Source organism: Actinoplanes sp. NPDC020271 (assembly GCF_044388125.1).
Taxonomy (GTDB): Bacteria; Actinomycetota; Actinomycetes; order Mycobacteriales; family Micromonosporaceae; genus Actinoplanes.
The window spans coordinates 26,825-49,316 of sequence record NZ_JBIRWQ010000040.1 but is presented as its reverse complement, the minus strand read 5'-3'; the positions used below and the strand labels follow the sequence as shown (position 1 = coordinate 49,316).

The window sequence follows — 22,492 nt, the reverse complement described above, 5'->3', positions numbered from 1 at the left end:
TGCGGGTCATCGTCGGCGGGCCGGGCCCGCGCGGGTTCACCCCGGCGGGGTGAGCTTCTTCAGCGAGCCGAGCAGGTAGCGGTACACCTCGTCGGCGCCGACCAGGTCGCCGGGCGGATCCCAGCCGGACGGGTGGATCAGGACCGCGCGGCTCTGGGCGCCGCCGAGACCGCCGTGGCAGCCGATCAGGTCCTCGAACGCGGCGACCTCCTGCGTGGCCGGGTCCCAGACGCTGTTGACGACCAGGTCGCCGGTGTGCGCGAGGCGGTCGTGGCGGCGCAGGTCGTCGGCCGCGTGCGGCCCGAAACCGTGCAGCGGGTCGGTGCCCTCGACGTGGTCGTCGTCGAGCCAGCGGCGCCCGTCGGGACCGAGAACGATCGGCCCCTCGCGCTCCGACCGGACCAGCACCCAGCCGACCCCCGGGTGCGTGATCAGGCCGGGCAGCAGATCGGGCCAGCCCTCCTCGATCTGTTCCAGGGTCACCCGCCCTGGTCGCTCGGTGAAATAGATCAGGGCGAGATTGCCCGACGCGGCAACGACGACACCCTCTTCCCGCGTACCGGCGAGGCCCGTCACCAGAGCCTCGACGGTCTCGCCGTGGCGCTGCGCGAACGTGGCGCCCTGACTCTGCCCGTGGTCGGAGAGCACGACCAGGTGGTACGGCCGGGGTGCCGCCGCGGCCACCTCCTCGAGGACGGCGAGGGTCGCGTCGATGCCTTCGAGGGCCGCCAGGGACTCGGGACGGGCCGGGCCGGCGTGGTGGGCGATCTCGTCGTAGTCGACGAAGTCGCAGTAGATCACCGGTTTGCCGCGCATCAGCTGCTCGGCCAGCACGGCCAGGTTCAGGTGCCGCAGCGCGACGTTGGTGGCGCCGCGCAGCAGCACGTACGACCAGGCGCGGTGCATCCGCGGCCGGACCCGGCGCAGCCGCTGACGGCGGGCCTGGTACAGCTCCTTGAGGATCTCGCCGCCGGTCAGGACCAGGGAACGAGTCAGGCCGAACGGGTCGAGCAGGTACGTCGAGACGTACGTGCGGGGGCCGTCGGAGGCGCGGCGGGCGGTGCTCATCGTCAGCAGCGACGTCGGCGCGTCCCCGGAGAACACGTTGCTGACGCTGACCCCGCCCCCGGCCAGCAGTCCCTGCCCGTCGGAGCAGCGGGCCTCGACCAGGGCGGCGTCCCGGGGGTGGTTGGTGACGACCAGGCGGGCGGTGTCCTTCTCGTACCACCGGAACGCCGGCACCTGGTCACTCGCGCCGTGCAGGATCCCGGCCTGGCTCGCCGGCGTGGTCGCCGGCAACTGCGCGTACCACTCGGTCATCGTGTGCGTGCCGGCGGCGAGCCGGCGGCCCAGCGCGGGCAGGTTCCCGGCCTCGACGGCCCAGCGCGCGAGCGGCGCCGACAGCCCGTCGATCTGCACGATCAGCACGCCGGGGACGTCGGTGGCCGGCACGCTCGCCCGGATCCGCCGGTTGATCCGCAGTAGACGCTGGGTGACCACGCCGTCCTGTCCCGCCGTGACCACCCAGAGCCCCGCGCTCATCAGGCCCGCGCCCAGCCACGCCGCGCCGAACGCCGCCCCGAGCCCGTCGACGTGCACCCCGGGCGCCAGGTCCAGCACCACGTAGACCAGCAGGGCCTGGGCGAGCAGCCACCCGCACACGACCGCGGCCCAGCCGGCCGCCGACAGCAGCCGGACCAGCGCCGGTCGCAGCAGCGCCCCGGCCAGCCCGATCAGGGTCGCGACGCCCACGACGGCCCAGGCGTTGTCCGCGCTCACCCCCGGCAGGACCACGATCGTCAACCCGAGGGCGGCCGCCCCGAGCACCACCGTCGCCACCAGCGCCGTCACCCGCATGTCCCCACGGTCGCGGGTCGCGGGCCGGCGCACCTCACTCCGGCGGGGTGAGGGCGGGGGCGCGGCGTGGCCGGACGCGGCCGTGGCCGTACGGCAATCGGGTTCTGCGGGTTTCACTCGCCCGGGGTGGGGTGAGCCGGCGGCCGGGAGCGGACAGTGGGCCGGCAACCACAGCAGAGCGGAAGGTGGCCGCGATGCCGGAGCCCCTCGGGCCTCTCCAGCGGATCCCGGGCCGGCTACGGCCGCGGGCCGACCTGATCCTCGGCAGCCGGCCGGGGAAGCTGCTGCTGCACGGCGCGGGCGAACTGGTCCGGGTGCAGATCTTCGACCGGGCGATGACCCTGGCCGCGCAGTCGTTCACGTCGATCTTCCCGATGCTGATCATGCTGGCGGCGCTGCTCGGGCCGGGCTACCGGGCCCGGCTGGCCGAGGTGCTGCAGCTGCCGGACTCCAGCGAGCGGCTGTTGCAGGCCGCGCTGAGCGGCAGTCACAGCAACGCCTTCGGCGTGGTCGGCTGCCTCATCGTGATCCTGTCGGCGACCGGGCTGAGCCGGGCGCTGGTCCGCTCCTACCGGGTGGTGTGGACGGTCGCGGCGCGACCGGCCGGGGCCGCGGCGACCGGGCGGCAGATCGGGACCGTGGTCGCGCTGGTGGTGTTCCTGCTGTTCGCGCGGGCCCTGGGCACGCTGGCCGCGCTGCTGCCGGCGCCGCGCCTGTCCGGGGTGCTGGTGGCGCTGGTCGCGGACACGGCGCTGGCGATCCTGCTGCCGTGGCTGCTGCTGGGCCCGCTGGCGCCGCGGCGGCCGCTGATCGCCGGTGGGGTCGCGTTCGGCCTGATGATGGTCGCGGTGCGCGGCGCCGGGGCGGTCTATCTGCCCCGGGCACTGCAGTCCAGCACCGACCGGTACGGCACGATCGGGCTGGCGTTCACCTACATCGGCTGGCTCTACGTCCTCTCCTTCTGCCTGCTGCTGGCCGCCGTGATCGGCGCGCTGCTCGCCGGCCCGGACACGGACGACCAGGCCGGCGACCTCACAGATGCCCCAGCTGACGAGCGATGACCACGGCCTCGCGGCGGCGAGCGGCGCCCAGCTTGCGGTAGATCGAGCGCATGTGCGCCTTCACCGTGTTCACCGAGATGCCCAGGTTCTCGGCGATCTCCCCGGCGGTCAGGACCGTCGGCAGGTACTGCAGGACGTCGATCTCGCGTTCGCTGAGCGGCCCGGCGGTCGGCGGCGTGCCGATCAGGATCTCCCCGGTGATCTCGGCCAGGACGCCCTCACCGGCGGCGCCGCGCGGCTCGGTCAGCCACTGCTGGCGCTCGGCCAGCATCATGATCCGCCCGGCGTCGAAGCGGCGGAACGGCCGCCGGATCCGGTTCGGCTCGGCCGCGGCCAGCGCCCGGCCGAGCGCTTCGGCGGCCCGCTGCCCCCGGCCGTTGGCGTCCGCGGCCAGGGCGGTGAGCAGCCACGCCGAGACTGCGGAGATCTGGTCCGGCCCGTCACGCAGCACCGCCAGCACCGCCTCGGCCCGGGCCGGGTGACCGGCCGCCTGGTACGCCTGGGCCAGCCGCAACTGCTCGGGCGCGAAGAGCCCCTCCTGCCGGGCGTAGCGGGTGAGCACCGGCCACGGATCGTCCAGCGCGAGGTCGGTGTCGGCCTGCGCCAGCGTGACGATCCGGTCCAGGATCGGGGCGTTCACCCGCGGGCCGGCCTCCTCGACCGCCTTGGTCAGCACCGCCCGGGCGGTGTGCGGCTCACCCCGGTCGATCAGCAGGCCCGCCCGTAACGAGCCGGTCAGCACGGTCAGTGCCGCTTCCGGATTGTCGCCGCACGCGTGCAGGGTGCGCCGCATCGACTCCTCGGCCTCGGCCTCCCGGCCCTGCTCCCGTTCGATCACCGCCTGGGCCAGGTACGCCGGGGCGGTCGCGATCCGGTTCTCGGCGCCGATGCGGCGCGCCACCCCGATCGCCGTGGCCGCGTGGTCCGCGGCCTCGCGCAGGGCGCCCTGGATCACGCAGAGCAGGGCCAGGTTGCCGAGCGCGTTGATCTCGATCAGCGGGATCCCGGCGGCTCGCGCCCCGGTGGCGCCGGCCCAGAGGTAACGGTCGGCGTGGTCGAGCTGGCCCGACCAGAGCAGCCCGGCACCCTTGCAGGCCAGGGCGATCGCGCGGTACTGCGGCATCGCCGGGACCTGGTCCCAGCGCAGCGCGGCCAGCCGGTTGAGCACCCGGGTGGATACTTCGATCAGCGTCGGCATGTCGCCCTGCCAGCGGGCCACCATGGTCGCCTCCAGCACGTTCAGCGCGATCCCGATCGAGCGCTGGGCGTCGGCCTCCCGCCCGATCAGCAGCTGCCGGACCCGGCCGAGCTGTTGCTGCACCCCGGCGACGTCGCCCATCGAATAGGTGATCATCGTCTGGCAGAAGGCGATCTCGGCGGTGGCCGGCAGCCGGTCGACCGGGATCCGCCGGATCAACCCGGCCAGCTCCATCCGGTCCGGCGAGACGAACAGCGGAACCGCGTAGTCGACGACCAGGCGGCCGGCCAGACGCCAGTCGCCCCCGGAGACGGCGTGGCTCAGCGCGGTGAGCGGGCTGCCCTGCCGCGCGTGCCACTGCGCGGCGAGCAGGTGCAGGCGGCCGGCGTGCCCGGTCTGTTCCTGGGCCAGCCGGCCGCGCAGTGTGGCCCGGAACTGCCGGTGGTAGCGGAACCAGCCGCCGCCGGACCGGTCGAGGAAGAGGTTGGCCCGTTCCAGCTGCTCCAGCACCTGGACCCCGTTGCGGCGGCCGGTCAGCGCCTCGGCCAGGCTGCCCGAGATCCGGTCCGGCAGGCTGGTGGAGAGCAGGAAGTCCCGGATCTGCGGGGGCTGCACGGCCAGCACCTCGCGGATCAGGTAGTCGGCGGCGGCGTCGTCCGGGTCCACCCCCGGCGGTGCGTCCAGCGCCAGCCGCAGCCCGGCCCCCCAGCCCTCGGTGGTGCGGACCAGCGTGGCCAGTTCGTCCCCGGGCATGCGCCGGCCGAGCAGGGCCAGCAGTTCGGCCGCCTCGCCGACGCGAAACGCCAGGTCGGAAGCGCGCAGCTCGGTCAGCTCGCCGGCCGCCCGCAGGCGGTGCAGCGGCAGCTCGGGCACGGTGCGGCTGATCAGCACGAGGCGCAGGCGTTCCGGCGGGTTGCGCAGCAGGCCGGCCAGTCTGGACAGGACCCGCGGCTCGGTCAACTCCTGCAGGTCGTCGAGGACGATGACGATCGGGCCCGGCGCACCGCCCAGACCGGAGCCGAGGCGGCGCAGGAAGGCCGGGCCGTCCACGCCGAGCAGTGGACCACGGTCGGGGACGACCTGGCCGGGGCGGACCACCCCGCTGCAGCGTAGGGCGAGCATGAGATCGGACCAGAAGACGTACGGGTCGTTGTGTCCCGCGTCGAGGGCGAGCCAGGCGATCGGCCCGTTCATCGACCGCGCCCCGGCCCACGAGGACGCCAGGGCGGTCTTGCCCCAGCCGGGGCCTGCGCAGATCATCGTCACCGCTCGTTGCGTCCCGGTGTCGATCATCTCGGCCAGCCGGGACCGCCAGATCACTCCCTGGGGCAGGCGCGGGCGTGCCACCTGCGCGGACGCTATCGCGGTCGGTGGGCCGTTGCCCCGCTGCTCCCGCATATCGCCTCCCACCCCGGAAAAGCCCGCAAATCGGTCGCATTACTCAGAGTTACTTGTAACGCCAAGTTTCGGCCGCGTGACGCCACTCCCGGGACACGACGGTGACGATCAGTGACAGAACGTCCGAGCCACTCCGCCACGCAATCACAGGGGGTGCATGCCCAGCAACCCCCCGCATTCGCAGGTGTCGAAGAATTTACTGTGCAACTTGCAGGATTTGGCACGTTCACCCCTGACGTGTGAGGTGTCCAGCAGCAGATCGCCGTCTGCTGTGAGCTATGTCGAACAGTTACGCGAGTGAACGTCCTACCGGCGCCGACGCCCCTGCCCCGCCCGCCACCGGGTGGGCCGGGGTGCTCGTCTTCGCCGGCATCATGCTGCTGTCGCTGGGCGTGTTCCAGGCGACCGAGGGCGCGGTCGCCCTCCTCCACGAGCAGGCCTATGTGGTCACCTCGGAAGGCCTGCTCGTCGAACTGGACTACGCGGTCTGGGGCTGGGTGCACCTGATCCTCGGGCTGCTCGCCCTGGCCGCCGGCACCGGCGTCTTCCTCGGGTGGCTCTGGGCCCGGATCATCGGGATCCTGATCGCCTTCGCCGGTGCCCTGCTCCACTTCGTCTTCCTGGCCGCCTCACCCGTGTGGTGCACGATCCTGCTCGGCATGGACGTGCTGATCATCTTCGCTCTGGCCGCCCACGGCCGGGACGTCCGCAGTTCCTAGATCAGATTGAGGGATCGCGCCCGGCGCACCGCCTCGTTGCGCCGGGACGCGGACAACTTCCGCAGGATGCTGCGCACGTGCGTCTTGACCGTGTTGACCGAGACGTACATCGAGGCGGCGATCTCCTCGGTGGGCAGCATCTCCGCCATCCCGCGCAGCACGTCCAGCTCCCGCTTGCTCAGCGCCTCGGCCACGACCGGCTCGGCCACCGACTGCTGGTGCCCGCCGGTCGGAGCGCCGATCGCGGCCAGCTTCTCGTCGCGCAGCACCCGCCGCAGCACGCCCCAGGCCTGGTGGACCGGTCGCCGCAGGTTCTCCGGGCCGGCCACCCGCAGCCCGCGGCGCAGCGCCTCCCGGGCGCCGACCACGTCGTCCGCGGTCGCCGCCAGCATGGCCAGCAGCAGCCACGCGTCCAGGGCGGTGGGTGCGGCCACCCCGGCCGCGTCGGCGACCGTACGGGCCACCTCGTGCGCCCGGCCGGCCTCGCCCCGGGCCAGGGCCAGGGCGGCGTCGAGCACGGCCACGTCCGCGGTCCGCGGTTGCGGGTACTCGGCGAGGATCGCCGCGGCCTCGTCGGGCTTGCCCGCGCCGAGCAGCAGCCGGACCCGGCCCAGATCGATCTCGCGGCGCAGCCACGGCGGCGCGGCCGGGATCGGGGTCAGCGCGTTCAGCGCGCCGCGCAGCTCGCCGCGGACCTGCAGGCGGCGGGAGCGGACCAGCGCGTAGGTCGCCACCGCAAGGGGATCCTCGCCGGGCTGGGCGCCGCGCAGGTGCCGGTCGGCGGCCTCGATGTCGTAGCGTTCCAGGGCCACCCAGGCCAGGGTCACCTGCGCGGCGACCGGCCGGTGCTCCGGGGCGAGGTCGCACTGCGCGGCCAGGTCCAGGGCCTGCCGCGCCATGCTCTCGGCGCGGGTCAGCCGCCCGCGGTACGCCTCCAGCACCGCGATCGTCCGCAGACCGTCCACCTTGACCGCCTCGCAGCCGGCCGGGGCCACCGCCACCGCCTCGTTCAGCACCTCCACGGCACCGCCGACGTCGCCGCAGGCGCTTCGCGCGGCCCCCTCGGCGGCCAGCAGCAGCGCCCGCAGCTCAGGGTGCCGGGCCAGTTTCCGGGCCGGGGCCACCCCGAGGAACGCGTGCGCGACCGGCGCCAGTTCCCGGGCCCGTTCCGGCTCGGGTCCTCCGGCCAGCAACAGCAGCTGCATGAGGAAACAGGTCAGGGTGAGGCCCTCGCCGCAGTCACTGCCCTGGATGGCGAGCAGGTTACCGGCCAGCGTGAACAGTTCCCGGGCCTCGTCCGGGTGACCGCCGCCCCAGGCCAGCGCGGCCCGCACCATCACCACCTCGGGCAGGTCCAGGTGCTCCGGGAGCCCACCGAGCAGGCCGCCGAGCCGCCCGCGGGTGCCCTCGAGGATCAGCCGCCCGATCGCGAAGTCCTCGATCACCATGCTCGCCGCGGTCCCCCAGTCACCGGCGATGACCGCATGGTCGACCGCGTCGGTGAGGCGGCCGTTCTGCGCGAGCCAGTGGGCGGCGCGCTGATGCAGCGTCGCCACCCGCTCCGGTTCGGCCCAGGCCAGCTGGGCGCGGAGCAGCTCGGCGAAGAGCCGGTGGTAGCGGTAGAGGTCGGCGCCCGCGGCGACCGGCTGGATGAACGCGTTCTTCCGCGCCAGCTCGGCCAGCAGGCGGGGCGCGTCGGACCGGTCGGTGACCGCGGCGGCCAGTTCCGGGGAGAACGTGTCGAGGAGGCTGGTCTCCAGCAGGAACTGCCGCTTCGCCGGGGTCTGGGTGCGCAGCACCTCGCCGATGAAGTACTCGGCGATCGTGGACTCGTCACCGGAGATCGTGGTGACCATCCGGGTGACGTCGGCCCGGCCCTGCATCGCGCAGGCGCAGAGCCGGATCCCGGCCGCCCAGCCCTCGGTGTGCTCCAGCAGCGCGTCCAGGTCGGGGCCGGCCACCGGCACGCCGTGCAGCTCCATCAGCCGGGCCGTCTCCTGCGCGGTGAACGCCAGATCGGCGCCGCGCACCTCGCGCAGCTGCCCGGCGAGCCGGTAGCGGTAGAGCGGCAGCGGCGGGTCCCAGCGCCCGGCCAGGACCACCCGCAGACCGTGCGAGTGGGCCAGCAGGAACTCCAGCCCGGCGGCCCAGTCCAGGCCGGGCAGCTGGGCCGCGCCGTCCAGGATGAGGACGACCGGGGTGGGCTGGGCATCGATGATCGCCGCGAGCCGGGCGAGGACCGCCCGGCTCGCGGCGGCGCCGGGAACGGCCGGTTCCGGGGCCGGCACGCCGGCGCGGCGCAGGCCCTCCAGAACGTACGACCACAGGTTGGCCGCCGGCTCGTCCCCGTTCTCGCAGGTGATCCACGCGATCGGCCAGTCATGCGTACGCGACCGCACCCACGAGGCCAGCAGCTGCGTCTTTCCGCTGCCGGCCAGCCCGGTCACCACGGTGACCGGGCCCCGGACGGCGTCGCTCAGCCGGGCCAGCAGGGCCGGGCGCGCCACCATGAACGGAGGCGCGGCCGGCACTGCGAACTTCGAGGCGAGCAGAGATCCGTCCGCGTCATACGCGGTTATGTCTGGTGAGTCCGCTATCAGGTTTATGGACACGATGGTTCCCTCCGGAAGCCGACCCCATTTCGATCTCCTCGTTCAGACTCCCGGCGCTACCAGACCCGCGCATCGTCCGGATCGGATAATCCGTGACCTTCGGTGCTGGTCATCTCACTCGCCGACTAGAACATGCGTTCCCCAGGGTGGCAGATCGACGTACAGCCCGTCGCGGGCCAGTTCGCTTCCGGAGCGTTCGAACACCCGGCCGTCCAGACGGTCGGTCAACCGCCAGGCCCGGCCGCCAAGATCGGCCCGGACCAGCAAGATCCTTCCCTGGGCGGGCCGGTCCGAGAAGTTGACCACCACGACCGAGGAGTCCCACGCCCAGGCGAGCAGGTCCTGATGCGACGGGTTGTCCGGCCACCCGGCGGTCTCCAGCATCTCCCACCGTCCCTGCCGGACCTCGGCGGCGGCTGCTACCACGGCGCGATAGAAGTTGTGCAGTGATTGGTCAAACGGCTCAATCGGATATCTCGCCAAGAAGACCGGCATTTGCGTACGCCGTCCGCTGAACTGCCCGTCGTGCCACAGCGTCGCGCCGGGCAGCGTGGCGATCACCACCGCCGCGGCCCGCGCCCGACCGTCCGGGAAGGTCGCCGCCGCCCGCGGCTCGTCGTGGTTCTCCACGAACCGGATCAGTCGCTCCTGGTAGTCCAGCCCGGCGCTGAGGTGCTTGCGGATCGACCCGGCGTCCTCGTGGACCAGCCGGTCGTAGAGGCGCTTGTCGTAGCAGTGATCGAAGCCGTGCTGCTGCAACAGCCACTCGGTGTCCCAGTACGCCTCGGCGACCAGCGTCACGTCCGGGTGCCGCTCCCGCAGCCGCCCGATCACGTGCGGCCAGAACTCCTCCGCCGGGGGTGAGCCGGCAAGCTCGCCCCAGGTCCGCGCGAAGATCTCGTTGACCAGCAGCATCGCCATGTCGCAGCGGATGCCGTCGCACTGTTCGGCGATGCCGGAGAGCGCGGCCACGGTCGCGTCGCGCGTGCCGGGCGCGAACGCGTTCAGCTGCAGCACGTCCGGCCAGGGCGGGAAGTACGGGTCGCGGCCGTTGGCGATGGTCCCGTCGGCCGCCCGGACGAACCACTCCGGGTGCTCGGTGACCGCCGGGTGGTCGGGGGCGACGTGGTTGGGCACGTAGTCGAGGAAGAGCTTCACCCCGCGGCGGCGCAACTCCTCGCGGCGCCGCGAGCCACCGCACCGGGCTCCCGTCGGCGCGCACCACCCGCACGCCGAGCATCGCCATCCCGGGGGTGCGCCCGGCCAGGGTCCAGAACAGCGCGCAGTAGAGGGCCAGTAGTGCCGGCAGGAAGACCAGGTAGGACGAGATCAGCCACCGGGCCGCCTCGCGGGCCTCGGCGCCGACCACCGAGGCGACCATCGCGAGCGCGGTCACCGCGGCAGCGGCGACCGCCGCCACGGTGAGGGTGTCGATCAGGTACGCCAAGGTCCGGCTGACCAGCCCGGCGTACCGGCTCATGGCACGTCGCCGCGCCTCGACATCCGCAGCGTGAGCCGGTCCACCGCGCTGTCCCCGGCGGCGGCGCCGGCCCGGACCCGGCCGACCGCCTCGCCGACGATGCTCTCGCGCTGGCCGCGGATCAGGCCACGGACCCGGTCCGGCTCGTTCTCCAGCAGGGTCAGGACCCGTTCGAGCTGGGCGTCGACGACCCGTTCGACGATCGGTGAGTGGGCGAGCCGTTCGACGGCCGCGTCCACGGCCCGCTGGGCGCCGCGCTTGCCGCGCTCGCGCTCGGCGGCGCCGCGCTCGGCCAGCACTGTCCAGCGGGCCCAGACCTCCGCGGCCGTACGCAGGCTCTCCCGGTCGAACCGCGTCCTCTCCCGATCGAGCCGCGTCCGGAACGCAGCGAGTTTGTCGGCGCTCTTCTCCCCGGCGCGGATCGCGGCACCGATCGCCACGTCGCCGAGCTGGATCAATGCGATCATGATGGACTCCCGGCCCGGCGCCGTAGCACCGCCTTGCGGATCTCGGTGGGGATGACCACGGTGAGCGCGGCGACCAGGCAGATCGCCCACTGTCCGAGGTCGAGGTGGACGGTCTGCAGGATGCGCTGGAACAGGCCGAGCTCGGTGGCGAGCACGATCGCGGCCAGTGACATGCCGCTGGTGATCACGAACCGCCGGTCGTTGAACGTCTCCAGGCTGAACACCGAGCGCAGGTCGCTGCGCGCGGTCCAGGAGAAGATCAGGTTCATCAGCGAGAACGCGGTCAGACCCATGGTCCGGGCGACGCCGACGTCGTGGTTGCGCTCGGCGAACCAGAGCACCACCAGCGTGATCGCGCCCATGAACACACCGAGCAGGCCCAGCCAGCCCAGCACCCGGTTGGTCAGCAGCGGCTCGTCGGAGCGGCGCGGCGCCCGTTTCATGAGGTCCGGCTCGGCGTTGCCGTAGCCGAGGCCGACGGACTGGAACACCTGAGTGGTGAAGTTCAGCCACAGTGTCTGCAGCGGCAGGAACGGGACCCCGGCGGCGATGTTGCCGATGCTCGCCGCCAGGAAGGTGACGATCATGCCGGCCAGCACGCCCATCTGGAAGTAGATGTACTTCTTCAGGTTGGCGTAGAGGGACCGGCCCAGCCCGACGGCCTTGACGATGGTGGCGAAGTCGTCGTCGGTGAGGATCATCGCCGCGGCTTCCTTGCTCACCTCGGTGCCGGTGATCCCCATCGCGATGCCGATGTCGGCCTTCTTCAGCGCCGGCGCGTCGTTGACGCCGTCGCCGGTCATCGCCACGATGTGGCCCTTGCGCCGCAGCACGTCGACCAGGCGCACCTCGTGCTCGGGGGTGACCCGGGCGATCACGCCGATCTCCCGGTCGGCCTCCTCGTCGCTCATCGCGGCGAACTCGGCGCCGGTGATCGCGCGGCCGCGGATGCCGAGCTTGCCGGCGATGGCGGCGGCGGTGATCGCATGGTCACCCGTGATCATCCGGACCTCGATGCCGGCCGCGTGCGCCTCCTCGATCGCGCCCTTCGCCTGCGACCGGGGCGGATCGACGATGCCGACCAGCGCGAGCGGCTCGAGATCGTGCAGCAGGTCGAGCAGGTCGCCCTCGACGCTGTCGACCTCGGTGCGCGCGGTGGCCATCACCCGCAGGCCCTGACGCGCCAGGCGCTCGTTCTCGGCGAGGTAGCGGTCGCGCTGCTCCGGGGTGATGGCGCAACGCGCGAGGATCTGGTCCGGGGCGCCCTTGACGAAGCAGACGGTCCTTCCCGAGATCTCGTGAAAGGACGCCATCATCTTGTACGCGGCGTCGAACGGCAACTCGGCGACCCGGGGGTACTTCGCGCGCGTCGCCTCGGCGTCCAGTCCACCCTTCTCGGCCAGGACGACCAGCGCGCCCTCGGTCGGGTCGCCGATCAGCGTCCCGTCGGTGACCACCGCGTCCGACGCCAGGATCATCGGCAGCAGATGTTCCTCGAGAGGCACGTCGGGCTCCCCCGCGACCCGCTTGATCATGCCTTCCGTCGAGTAACCGCCGCCGGAGATCACGTATCGGCGGCCGGGGATGGCCATCTCGGTCGCGGTCATCTGGTTCAGCGTCAGGGTCCCGGTCTTGTCCGAGTTGATCGCCGACGTGGAACCGAGCGTCTCCGTCGACCGCAGCCGCTTGACGATCGCGTTCGACTTGGCGAGCAGCTGGGTGCCGAGCGACAGGATCGTGGTGACCACGGCCGGCAGCCCGGTGGGGATCGCCGACACCGCGAACGCGACGGCGGCGGTGAACACGACGTTGAACTCGTTGCCGCGGGCCAGGTTGATGATGACCGACGCCAGGAGCGCGAAGCCGGCGACGTACAGAATCTGGTTGGTCAGTCTCGCCAGTTGGCGGGTGAGCGGAGTGTCGGCGTCCTTCTCCGTCTGCAGCATGCCGGAGATGCGGCCGACCTCGGTGTTCATCCCGGTGGCGGTGACCAGCAGCTCTCCCGAGCCGCGGGTGACGTTGGTGTTCATGTAAGCCATGTCGGAGCGGTCGCCGAGGTCGGTGTCGGCCTCCGCCAGCGGCTCGACGTTCTTCGCCACCGGGAGGCTCTCGCCGGTCAGCGCCGACTCGCCGATCTCCAGCGTCGCCGCGCGCAGCAGCCGCCCGTCGGCCGGCACCACGTCACCGGCCTCGATCTGCACCACGTCACCGGGCACGAGCTCCTCGGCCGCCAGCTCGGTCAGCGCGCCGTCGCGGCGCACCCGGGCCTTGACGATCATCATCTTCTGCAGCGCGTCGATCGCGGCGGCCGCCTTGCCCTCCTGGTGCAGGCCGAGAGCGGCGTTCAGCAGGGTCAACGCGATCAGCATGACGCCGGTGCCCCACTGCTTCAGCGGGTAGAGGCTGCCCAGGCCGGCGATCAGCAGGACGATCTGCATCGGGTCGGCGTACTGCCGCACGAACGAGCGCCACCACGGTTCCCTCTTCGCCTGCGCGAAGCGGTTCGGCCCGTACTTCTGGCGGCGGTTCTCGGCCTCCTTCGTGCTCAGCCCCTGTTGACGGTCGACATTTTCCACTTCCAGGGCTTCCGGTACGGAGAGGGTGTGGAAGATCGGTGTCTCCGGCGGAGTGGTCATCGTGGCCATCGCGGGCCGCCTACCGGTACTGCTGGGGGTAGGGCCGCGGGGCCGGCGGTCGCGTGTCCGTGCGGACCAGGCGCGTCGCGCTGCGGGCCACACCGGAGAGCAGCGAGCCGATCGCGATGCCGATGATCATGTTCAGCCCCGAGGTGTAGAACTTCTCGGCCCGGCTCGCGTCGGTGACGAACGGTGCCAGCATCGCCGAGATCGTCGCCAGCGCGACCACCCAGCCGAAGAACCGCATCGGCCGGGGCGTGGTCAGGATCAGCACGTGCACCAGGCCGGTCGCGACCAGCGCGGCCAGGGCGGCGCCGAGGGCGTACCAGCCGGTGCTCGCGTCACCCCAGGTTCCCTGGCCCTTCGGGGCGAGCACGTCGATGTCGAAGATTCCGCGCCCCAGCAGGATCCCGGCGACGGCGATCAGCGCCGCCACGGCCGCGGTGGCGCCGCCGCCGGCCCAGAGCTTCCCGGCGTTGACGGTGGGTTTCACAGGTTCGGCGGTCATGCGATTCTCCTCGGTCAGCGCTCACGTGGCCTGCCGCGCCGAGAATCGCCGGACGCGCCGATCGCCGCCTCATCCAGCCGGGATGACTCTGCCCGGCGGTGCTCGCAGCAGCCCCGTCCAGGGCTTACGGATCTTTGCGACGACGGTAGGTTCTGCCGATTGAAGTGCGCAGACCCGACCCGTTGAATGGACAACATGAGCGACCCTCGTAACGGCATGCTGGCGCGGATCCGCGCCGGTCTCCTCGGCGCCGGGCACCCCCTGGACGGACCGTTCGGTCCCCGGCGCATCACGTACGCCGACTACACCGCGTCCGGCCAGGCGCTCGACTTCGTCGAGGACTTCCTTCGCGACCAGGTGCTCACCCGCTACGCCAACACGCACACCGAGGCGTCGGCGACGGGCGCGCAGACCGGGGCGCTGCGGGAAGAGGCGCGGCAGATCATCCACCGCAGCGTCGGCGCCGGGCCGGACCACGTGGTGATCTTCTGCGGGTCCGGGGCGACGGCGGCGGTCGCCAAACTCGCCGGGCTCCTCGGACTGCGCATTCCGGAAAACCTCGACGACCGGTACGGCCTGAGCGCGCACATCCCCCGCGACGAGCGACCGGTGGTGTTCGTCGGCCCGTACGAGCACCACTCCAACGAGCTGCCGTGGCGCGAGTCGATCGCCGACGTCGTCGAGATCGACTCCGACCACAGCGGGCACGTGGACCTGGACTCGCTGCGCGAGGCGCTGGTCGCCTACGCGGACCGCCCCGTCCGGATCGGCAGTTTCTCCGCCGCGTCCAACGTCACCGGCATCCTCACCGACACGGCGGCGGTCTCCACCGTGCTGCGCGAACACGGCGCCCTGTCGGTGTGGGACTACGCCGCGGCCGGACCGTACGTGCCGATCACGATGGCCGGCAAGGACGCCGTGTTCCTGTCCCCGCACAAGTTCGCCGGTGGTCCGCAGACCCCGGGCGTCCTCGTCGTCGACCGGCGGCTGATGACCAACCGGGTGCCGGTCACGCCGGGCGGCGGCACCGTCGCCTACGTCGACCCGACCGGCCACCGCTACCTGACGGACCCGGTCGTCCGGGAGGAGGGCGGCACCCCGGCGATCGTCGAGTCGATCCGCGCCGGCCTGGTCTTCGCGGTGAAGGACGCGGTCGGCACCGACCTGATCACCGCCCGCGAGCACGCGCTGTGGCAGCGCGCCAAGCGCCGCTGGGTCGCCGAGCCGAACATCGAGATCCTCGGCGACGTCGAGGCCGACCGCTTGTCGATCGTCTCCTTCCAGATCCGGGCCGGCGGAAAGTACCTGCACCACAACTACGTGGCGGCGCTGCTCAACGACCTGTTCGGCGTCCAGGCCCGCAGCGGCTGCTCCTGCGCCGGGCCGTACGGGCACCGGCTGCTCGGCATCGACGAGGCTCACTCCCGGGAATTCCGCGACGAGATCCTCGACGGCTGGGAGGGCATCAAACCGGGCTGGTCACGGCTGAACTTCAACTACTTCATCTCCGACACCGTCGCCGACTACCTGATCGAGGCGGTGCTGCTGATCGCCCGGCACGGCGCGCGCCTGCTGCCGGACTACCGGTTCGACCCGCGGACCGGCCGGTGGACGCACCTGCGGCACACTCCCCCGCCGGTACGGCTCGCGGACCTGCGCCTGGCCGCGGACGGCACGGTCACCACCCCACCCCCACCGGCGGCCGGCGTGGGCGAGGAGGCGCTGGCCGGCTACCTGGACGAGGCCCGGGCGGTGCTGGCCGCACGAGCGGAACCGGCCGACGGCGTACGCCTGGATCTGCCTCTGGGTTTCGAGAAGCTGCGCTGGTTCCTCCTCCCGGACGGCTGCCTGCGCTGACACCGGCTCGGCCGGGAGAGGGTCACCGGCCGGGTGCGGCCTCGTCCACCGACTCCTCCCGGCGCGCCAGCCGGTTGTTGCGCCGCCCGTAGGTGAGGTAGACGACCAGCCCCGCCGTCATCCAGGCCAGGAACCGCAGCCACGTCTCCACCGAGAGGTTCGTCATCAGGTAGAGGCAGGCCAGCGCCGACACCACTGGCAGCAGCGGCGACAGCGGCACCCGGAACGGCCGCTCCAGCCGCGGCCGGGTGCGCCGCAGCACCGGCACCGCGACGGAGACGACGACGAACGCGAACAGCGTCCCGATGCTGACCAGGTTGGCCAGCGACGACAGCGGCACGAAGCCGGCCAGCGCGGCGATGAGCAGGGTGGCGCCGATCGTCACCCGGAACGGGGTGCCCCAGCGCGGGTGCACCGCGCCGACCGACGCCGGGAGCAGGCCGTCGCGGGACATCGCGAACCCGATCCGGCCGATGGCGACGATGTCGACCAGGATGACGCTGGTCAGGCCGGCGACCGCGGCGATCGACACGAGGTTCGAGGCCCATCCGGCGCCGACGGCGCTGAACGCCGACGCGATCGGCGCGCCAGGGTCGATGCTGCGGTAGTCGACCATCCCGACCACCACGAACGACACCGCGATGTAGAGCACCGCCGACACCCCGAGGGTGCCGAACAGGCCGAGCGGCAGGTCCCGGTGCGGCCGCCGGGTCTCCTCGCCGAGGTTCGCGACGGCTTCGAAGCCGGTGTAGGCGAAGAAGACCACCGCCGCGGCGGTCAGGACCCCGGCGATCCCGTACGTCGACGGCGCGAACCCGAACAGCAGTTGCGTCAGCGGCTGGGTGAGCCCGGACTCCTGCTCCGGGCTGGGTTGCGCGGCCGGCACGAACGGGGTGAGGTTCGCGGCCTTGACGAAGAAGAGCCCGGCCACCACCACGAAGACGCAGATCGCGATCTTCACGGCGACCAGCACGTTCGTGACCCGGGACGACTGCCGCACCCCGGCGGCGGCGACCGCGCCGAGCAGCAGGGTGATCGCCACCGCGCCGACGTTGACGGTGCTGCCCTCCCCGAACAGCGTGCCCGGCAGGTCGAAGAGTTCGGCCAGGTACCCGGACCAGCCGCGGGCCACGACGGCGGCGCCGAGCGCGAATTCGAGGACCAGGTCCCAGCCGATGATCCAGGCGAAGATCTCTCCGAGGGTCGCGTACGCGTAGGTGTAGGCGCTGCCCGCGGTCGGCACGCTGGAGGCGAGTTCGGCGTAGCAGAGGGCGGCCAGCAGGCTGGCCACCCCGGCGATGGCGAACGCCACGGTGACCGCCGGCCCGGCGTGGTCGCGCGCCTCGACCCCGGTCAGCGTGAAGATCCCGGTGCCGATCACGATGCCGATCCCGAAGCCCATCAGGTCGAGCGGCCCGAGGCGCCGGCGCAGCCCGCGCCCGCTGCTCTCGTCGTCGCCCTGGGCGAGAACGTCCTCGATCGGTTTGGTCCGCATCATCGACACGAGTCCGTCCTCTCCCCCGGTGCCGCTGTCACCGCGGCATACCCCGGCCGGGCGATCTTGAACACGGTCCTGGCCGGCGTCTCGCCGCCGATCGCCCGTTCGCCCGCTGATCGGTTACCGTCGCGTCCGGTCGGCCAGGGTGTTCAGCAGCGCGGCCCCGGTGGCGGCGTCGTCGACCGTCACCACCAGCGACCGTCCGCCGCTGCGCTCGACCAGCAGCCCCGCACCCGAGCGGAGCACGACCCCGACCCGGCCGCCGCGACCCAGCCGCCAGCCCCACCCACCGAACTCGCGGATCGGGTGGACCTCGGTGACCGACGCGCGTTCCACCTCGTCTGCCGGCACGTGCGTGCCGGGCCAGCCCACGATCGACCGCACGGTCAGCCCGGTGGCGTCGACCCGCACCGTGTAGGCGAACATCGCCGCGAACACCACCGCCAGCAGCACCGGCACGACCAGCATCGCCCACTGCCGCACCGCCACGGCGACCAGCGCGGTGACGACGATGGCGATGCCCCCCACGACCAGGCCGGGGCCGCCGTCGGCGCGGCGGAACCACACGGCACGTTCATCACCGGTCAGGCCCAGGCGCGGGGCGTCCGCCGCCACCGGGCCGCCGGCCGGCTCGTGCGGGTCGCCGGGCACGATCCGGGCGGCGACGGCGGCCGGCACGAGCGGGACGACGATCACGGCGGCGACGGTCCAGCCCGGCAGCGTCGCCTGGTGCGCGTCCGTCAGACCGCGCTGGCATGCGGCGATGGACAGCAGCACGCCGGCCCCGAGGCCACCGATCCACACATTGGACGCCGCCACCATCCGCCGGGTGATCCCGGACGCGCCCCAGAACCAGCCGAGCGCGCTGAACATCACGCAGAAGACGATCACCAGCAGCGCGGAGCCGGCGATCAGGGAATTCAAGGACATGAACCCATCCGGTACGGAGGAGTTCCCGCCCCAGTGCGAAGCGAGTGGATCCGGCAGGTCGGCCCGCCAGGTCCAGACGATGACGGAAACCACTGCCACCGCCCCGAGTGCCGCCAGTGCGGACCACAGCGCCGCTTTCCGCGCGGGTGCCCGCCAGGAGTGGGTCGTCATTGCGTCATCGCCTCCTTGAGAAGCACGGTCAGAGTTTCGGTGGAGATGTTCGCCGCGCGAGCCGCGCCGACCAGTGCCGTCAGGGCGTCCTTCACCGGCGACAGGTCGGTGTCGGCCCGAGCGGTGACGACGGCACCCCGGCCGCGGCGCAGCTCGATCAGGCCCTCGTCGCGCAACTGCTGGTAGGCCTTGAGCACGGTGTGCACGTTCAGGTCGAGCGACTCGGCGAGCTCCCGGGCGGCCGGGAGGCGGTCGCCGGGCCGGAGCTCGCGACGGGCGGCGGCGAGGTGCACCTGAGCGGCGAGTTGCGCGTAGAGCGGCTCGTCGCTCGCCGGATCGATCCTCCAGAGCATGCTTCGACTCTACTTGTTCTATTGCAACTAGAACAAGTAGAGGAGACCTCTGCCACCGAGATCGCGCATCACGGAACCCTCGGCAGGGAAGGAGGGCCGGCGGCAACGGCATCTGGCCGCCAAGCTCAGCCCCGCGCCGCCGGTACACAGAAGACTACCCAACGGAGTTGCCGTCACACCCGTCCGTGACGATCGACACTGGAATGATCTTCATGTGTTCCCCTGCGTCGCCTCGCCCGGCCACCTCGGCCGCCGTGCCCACGGCCGCTCCTCACGCCGGGACGATCAGGGGCTGTGGCGCGGCGGCCTTCAAGCGCGAGTTCTGGCCGGACGCGTGCGTGCTCACCTTGATAGGCTCGGCGTCCCGTAGCCCCCGCGTGGCCTGCCGCACCACCGTCCACGTCGTCTGCACCAGCGTCCCCAGCACGTGAAGATCCTGCAGGTCACGCACCAGCCCGACCGGCCCGGTGCGAACCTCGGCGAGCCCGTCGGCATGCAGCCGGTCCGGCTCGTCGACCCCGGAACCGTGCCGCTGCTCGCCGTAGCGTTCGACGATCGGGGTCAGGCGCCGGACGTGCTCGCCACTCATCTTCGCCGGCGCCTCACAGGTGAGGAGCACATCCGGGTGCTCGGCACGGCCCGCGCCGACGGTCCGCGCTGTCCCGGCTGGTTCTCCGGGTCGTTGTTCGGGCCTCACGACGACCCGGAGAACCAGCCCGGACCGCGACGCGCGCCGGGAGGTCAGCTGAGAAAGGCCGTCGCGGCGCGCAGTTCGCCGAGGGCGGCCACCGCGTAGGGCGCGAACTCGTCCTCCCGATCACTTTCGGACCAGGCGGTGTAGCCGCGCTTGAACGCGAGCAGCCCCAGCTCCCCCGCGAGCGCCGCGATCGCGTCCGGCACGCCCCGGGTCACGAGGGCGGACGTCATCGCCGCGGCAAGGCTGACGCTTTTCAGCGCGTCCCGTTCCCGCAGCTCCGCGCTGGCCGCGACGGCGGCTTTCAGGCGCGGCGCGATCTCCTTGCTCATCGGCCCGATCGCCCCCGACGCCCGGGTCAGCCCGGCCGCCACCGCTTCGAGCGGGCTGGTCCCGGCGGGCGCCTCGGCGATCCCCTCGGCGAGGAGCCGGCTCAGCGTCTCCTGCCCGGCGACGAGCAGTTCGCGCTTGTCCGGGAAGTGCCGGAAGAACGTGCTCTTGGTGACCCCGGCCCGTTCGGCGATCTGGGCCACGGTCGTCGCGTCGTACCCCTGTTCGGTGAAGAGGTCGACCGCGGCGACGACGAGGCGTTCACGAGCGCCGGGTTCCCAACGAGCCATGACGCCCATCATAGGCGACGGGACTTTTGTCCCATCACTCTGCTACGGTGACGGGACTTAAGTCCCATCACTTCGGGAGAGTGCCATGCACGTCTTCATCACCGGCGGTACCGGCCTGATCGGCACCGCCGTCGTCGCCGAGCTGCTCGGCCACGGCCACACCGTCCTCGCGCTCACCCGCTCCGACGCCTCCACGGCGGCAGCCGAGGCCGCCGGCGCCACCGCCCTGCGCGGCAGCCTCGCCGACCTGGACGTCGTCCGCGCCGGCGCCGCCCAGGCCGACGGCGTGATCCACCTGGCGTTCGGCAACGACTTCAGCAGCCCGGAAGCGGTCGCGCGCTCGGTCGCCGAGGAAACCGCGGCCCTGACCGCGCTCGGCCGGCAGCTCATCGGCAGCGACCACCCGCTCGTGACGGTTTCCGGGACCCCGTGGGTGCCGGGCGCGGTCTCCACCGAGTCCGACCCGCTGCCGACCGACGGCCCGGTCGGTGGCCGCGGCCGCACGGTCGACGCGATCCTGGCGCTGGCCTCGCAGGGCGTGCGCAGCAGCTCCGTCCGGCTGCCGCGCACGGTGCACGAGAACGGCAACGGCGGGTTCGCCGGGCTGCTGACCCAGACCGCGCGGCAGTCCGGGGTCGCCGGCTACCCGGGTGACGGCACCCAGCGCTGGCCGGCCGTGCACGCGCGGGACGCGGCGGTCCTGTTCCGCATCGCGCTGGAGTCGGCCCCGGCCGGCACGGCCTGGCACGCGGTCGCCGACGAGGGCGACGCGGTGCGCGACATCGCCACGGTCATCGGCCGGCGGCTGGGGCTGCCGGTCGAGCGGGTGCCCGAGGAGACGTTCGGCCCGCTCGGCCCGATCTTCGCCACCGACCAGCCGTCGTCCAGCGCGCACACCCAGGCGACGCTGGGCTGGAAGCCGGCGCACCCGAGCCTGCTCGACGACCTGGAGAACCTCCAGCCCTGACCCACCGTTCGAGCGCGACGATCGTCACATTTCGCCCTAATTGTCGCAACGGGCGGATCGTCGTCATAGCTTTCTGGGGGTAATGCCCGTACCGAGGAAAGCTGTTGTTTCTTGTCCCGTTCGTTCACCGTCGTCATCGTCAGTCTCGCCCTCTGCGCCCTGGTCGCCGCGCTGTTGCCGCGGGCGGTCCGGCCCGCCGTCGAGGCCGCCGGCCGGGCCGCGTGGGTCCGTCTGCGCCCGCATCTGCCGGGCCGGCTGCGACGGGCGGCGCGGGCGGGCCGGGACCGGATCGACCCGGCGGCCGGCCGCTCCGCGCTGGTGACCGCGGCCGCCGCCGGGATCGCCTGGTCCGCGGCGGGCACGCTGCACCTGGCCGGGCCGGTGGTCGCGGCGGTCTCGGCGACGCTGTCGGTGCAGATGAGCTCGCACGCCTCGGTCCGGGAAGGGGCACAACGCCTGCTCGGCACGCTCGCCGGGATCGCCGTCGCGGTGGTGGTCTGGGGCGCGTTCGGTCTCACCCCGTGGTCGATCGCGGTCATCACGGCGTGCGGGCTGGCGGCCGGCCGGCTGCTGCGACTGGGCGACAGTGCGGTGTCGGTGCCGGCGACCTCGCTGGGAATCCTGGTCGCCGGCAGCGCGGCCGGGGAGGCGATCGCCGGCAGCCCGATCACCGAGGCCGTCGTCTGGCAGCGGATCGCCGCGACCGCGCTCGGCATCGTCGTCGGCGCCATCCTGTCACCGCTGGTCGGGGGCATGACCCCGGTCCAGCGGGCCCGGTGGGAACTGGCCGGGCTCTCCACCGGGATCGCCCGTCTGCTCGACCGGCTCGGCGCCGGTGTCCGCGACGGCTACGACCGGGAGCAGGCCGCGCAGTGGCTGGCCCGCTCCCGCGAACTGGCCGAGGACCTCGACGACGCGACCGACGCGGTCGACGACCTGCTCCGGCAGGCCCGCTGGTCACTGCGAACCCCGGTACGGCGGGTGACCCCGCTGCAGCAGACCCGGCGCGCTCTCGACCACGGAGTCCAGCAGGTCAACTCGGTCGCGAGGTCCATGTTCGACGCGACCGCGACCCCGCGCGCCGCCGCCGTCCCGGAGCAGATCGGCCCGGTGCTGACCGCCGCGGCGGAAGCGTTCACGGCACACGCGGCCCTGGTCGCCGACCCGCGTGCGGACGCCGAGACCGGCACCCTGCACGAACTGCTCGCCACCCTGCGCGACGTCCGCCGGCAGACGCTGCGCACCGTCCGCACCGAGATCGACGACACCGGCGTGCTGGTGCTGACCGGTTCGATCATCACCGACATCGACCGGATGGCGGGGACCCTGGAACGGTCGGCGCCCGCCCTGTCCGTCGGCGTCCGCGAGCCGGGCCCGGGCATCCCGGCCGTGTCCGAGGTCCTGCCGGCCGTCCGGCTGATGTGGGAGAAGGCCAGAGCCGCCCGGTGACGAACGCCGCCCACCCC

General features: G+C 72.7%; 17 protein-coding genes and 1 pseudogene. 5 read left to right on the top strand and 13 right to left on the bottom strand.

The genetic code is table 11. The features are described from left to right. Positions 1-36: 36 nt before the first annotated feature. Positions 37-1,857, bottom strand: a complete 1,821-nt coding sequence (locus ACH442_RS44375) for an alkaline phosphatase family protein (protein ID WP_396344207.1) — start codon at positions 1,855-1,857, stop codon at positions 37-39. Between the two features lie 194 nt (positions 1,858-2,051). Here ACH442_RS44375 and ACH442_RS44370 point away from each other — a divergent pair, with 194 nt between their 5' ends. Further along, positions 2,052-2,918: a YhjD/YihY/BrkB family envelope integrity protein gene (locus ACH442_RS44370; RefSeq protein ID WP_396344206.1), complete on the top strand. Its 867-nt coding sequence runs from the start codon at positions 2,052-2,054 to the stop codon at positions 2,916-2,918. Here ACH442_RS44370 and ACH442_RS44365 read toward each other — a convergent pair. Then, positions 2,890-5,514, bottom strand: a complete 2,625-nt coding sequence (locus ACH442_RS44365; RefSeq protein WP_396344205.1) for a LuxR C-terminal-related transcriptional regulator — start codon at positions 5,512-5,514, stop codon at positions 2,890-2,892. The genes ACH442_RS44370 and ACH442_RS44365 overlap by 29 nt on opposite strands. 278 nt (positions 5,515-5,792) lie before the next feature. Between ACH442_RS44365 and ACH442_RS44360 the strand changes: the two genes are divergently transcribed. Next, complete coding sequence (locus ACH442_RS44360) at positions 5,793-6,233, top strand: hypothetical protein (RefSeq protein ID WP_396344204.1); 441 nt, start codon at positions 5,793-5,795, stop codon at positions 6,231-6,233. Here the strand turns inward: ACH442_RS44360 and ACH442_RS44355 are convergent. The 6 genes and pseudogenes from ACH442_RS44355 to ACH442_RS44330 form a co-directional block, all read right to left on the bottom strand. Further along, the gene (locus ACH442_RS44355) at positions 6,230-8,845 is read right to left on the bottom strand and encodes a LuxR C-terminal-related transcriptional regulator (RefSeq protein WP_396344203.1); all 2,616 of its coding nucleotides are present in this window, start codon (positions 8,843-8,845) and stop codon (positions 6,230-6,232) included. The genes ACH442_RS44360 and ACH442_RS44355 overlap by 4 nt on opposite strands. Before the next feature lie 114 nt (positions 8,846-8,959). After that, on the bottom strand, positions 8,960-10,018 hold the full coding sequence (locus ACH442_RS44350) for an alpha-amylase (protein WP_396344202.1): 1,059 nt from the start codon (positions 10,016-10,018) through the stop codon (positions 8,960-8,962). Positions 10,019-10,094: 76 nt separating this feature from the next. After that, positions 10,095-10,325: pseudogene (locus ACH442_RS44345) on the bottom strand (RDD family protein); the annotation flags it as partial. Further along, positions 10,322-10,792: a hypothetical protein gene (locus ACH442_RS44340; RefSeq protein ID WP_396344201.1), complete on the bottom strand. Its 471-nt coding sequence runs from the start codon at positions 10,790-10,792 to the stop codon at positions 10,322-10,324. The pseudogene ACH442_RS44345 and the gene ACH442_RS44340, both read right to left, overlap by 4 nt. Then, positions 10,789-13,428, bottom strand: coding sequence for a cation-translocating P-type ATPase (locus ACH442_RS44335; protein WP_396344200.1), 2,640 nt, complete (start codon positions 13,426-13,428; stop codon positions 10,789-10,791). Before ACH442_RS44335 ends, ACH442_RS44340 begins: the two co-directional genes overlap by 4 nt. A 19-nt stretch (positions 13,429-13,447) precedes the next feature. Further along, positions 13,448-13,936 carry a DUF6069 family protein gene (locus ACH442_RS44330; RefSeq protein ID WP_396344198.1) on the bottom strand — a complete coding sequence of 163 codons (489 nt, stop codon included), beginning with the start codon at positions 13,934-13,936 and terminating at the stop codon, positions 13,448-13,450. Positions 13,937-14,131: 195 nt separating this feature from the next. Between ACH442_RS44330 and ACH442_RS44325 the strand changes: the two genes are divergently transcribed. After that, on the top strand, positions 14,132-15,793 hold the full coding sequence (locus ACH442_RS44325) for an aminotransferase class V-fold PLP-dependent enzyme (RefSeq protein WP_396344197.1): 1,662 nt from the start codon (positions 14,132-14,134) through the stop codon (positions 15,791-15,793). 22 nt (positions 15,794-15,815) lie between these two features. On the opposite strand, the gene ACH442_RS44320 is transcribed toward ACH442_RS44325, so the two are convergent. The 5 genes from ACH442_RS44320 to ACH442_RS44300 all read right to left on the bottom strand — a co-directional run bounded on the left by ACH442_RS44320 (position 15,816) and on the right by ACH442_RS44300 (position 20,059). Beyond that, the gene (locus ACH442_RS44320; RefSeq protein ID WP_396344235.1) at positions 15,816-17,291 is read right to left on the bottom strand and encodes an amino acid permease; all 1,476 of its coding nucleotides are present in this window, start codon (positions 17,289-17,291) and stop codon (positions 15,816-15,818) included. 120 nt (positions 17,292-17,411) lie between these two features. Continuing rightward, positions 17,412-18,392: a hypothetical protein gene (locus tag ACH442_RS44315; RefSeq protein WP_396344196.1), complete on the bottom strand. Its 981-nt coding sequence runs from the start codon at positions 18,390-18,392 to the stop codon at positions 17,412-17,414. Continuing rightward, positions 18,389-18,745, bottom strand: coding sequence for a GntR family transcriptional regulator (locus ACH442_RS44310; RefSeq protein WP_396344195.1), 357 nt, complete (start codon positions 18,743-18,745; stop codon positions 18,389-18,391). Before ACH442_RS44310 ends, ACH442_RS44315 begins: the two co-directional genes overlap by 4 nt. A gap of 271 nt (positions 18,746-19,016) precedes the next feature. After that, a complete protein-coding gene (locus ACH442_RS44305) occupies positions 19,017-19,334 on the bottom strand; it encodes a hypothetical protein (RefSeq protein ID WP_396344194.1) in 318 nt (105 codons plus the stop codon). A gap of 152 nt (positions 19,335-19,486) precedes the next feature. After that, positions 19,487-20,059, bottom strand: a complete 573-nt coding sequence (locus ACH442_RS44300) for a TetR/AcrR family transcriptional regulator (RefSeq protein WP_396344192.1) — start codon at positions 20,057-20,059, stop codon at positions 19,487-19,489. A gap of 85 nt (positions 20,060-20,144) precedes the next feature. Between ACH442_RS44300 and ACH442_RS44295 the strand changes: the two genes are divergently transcribed. Together ACH442_RS44295 and ACH442_RS44290 are read left to right on the top strand one after the other, a co-directional pair. Then, positions 20,145-21,026 carry an SDR family oxidoreductase gene (locus ACH442_RS44295; RefSeq protein WP_396344191.1) on the top strand — a complete coding sequence of 294 codons (882 nt, stop codon included), beginning with the start codon at positions 20,145-20,147 and terminating at the stop codon, positions 21,024-21,026. A gap of 111 nt (positions 21,027-21,137) precedes the next feature. Further along, positions 21,138-22,475, top strand: a complete 1,338-nt coding sequence (locus tag ACH442_RS44290; protein ID WP_396344190.1) for an aromatic acid exporter family protein — start codon at positions 21,138-21,140, stop codon at positions 22,473-22,475. Positions 22,476-22,492: the final 17 nt, after the last annotated feature.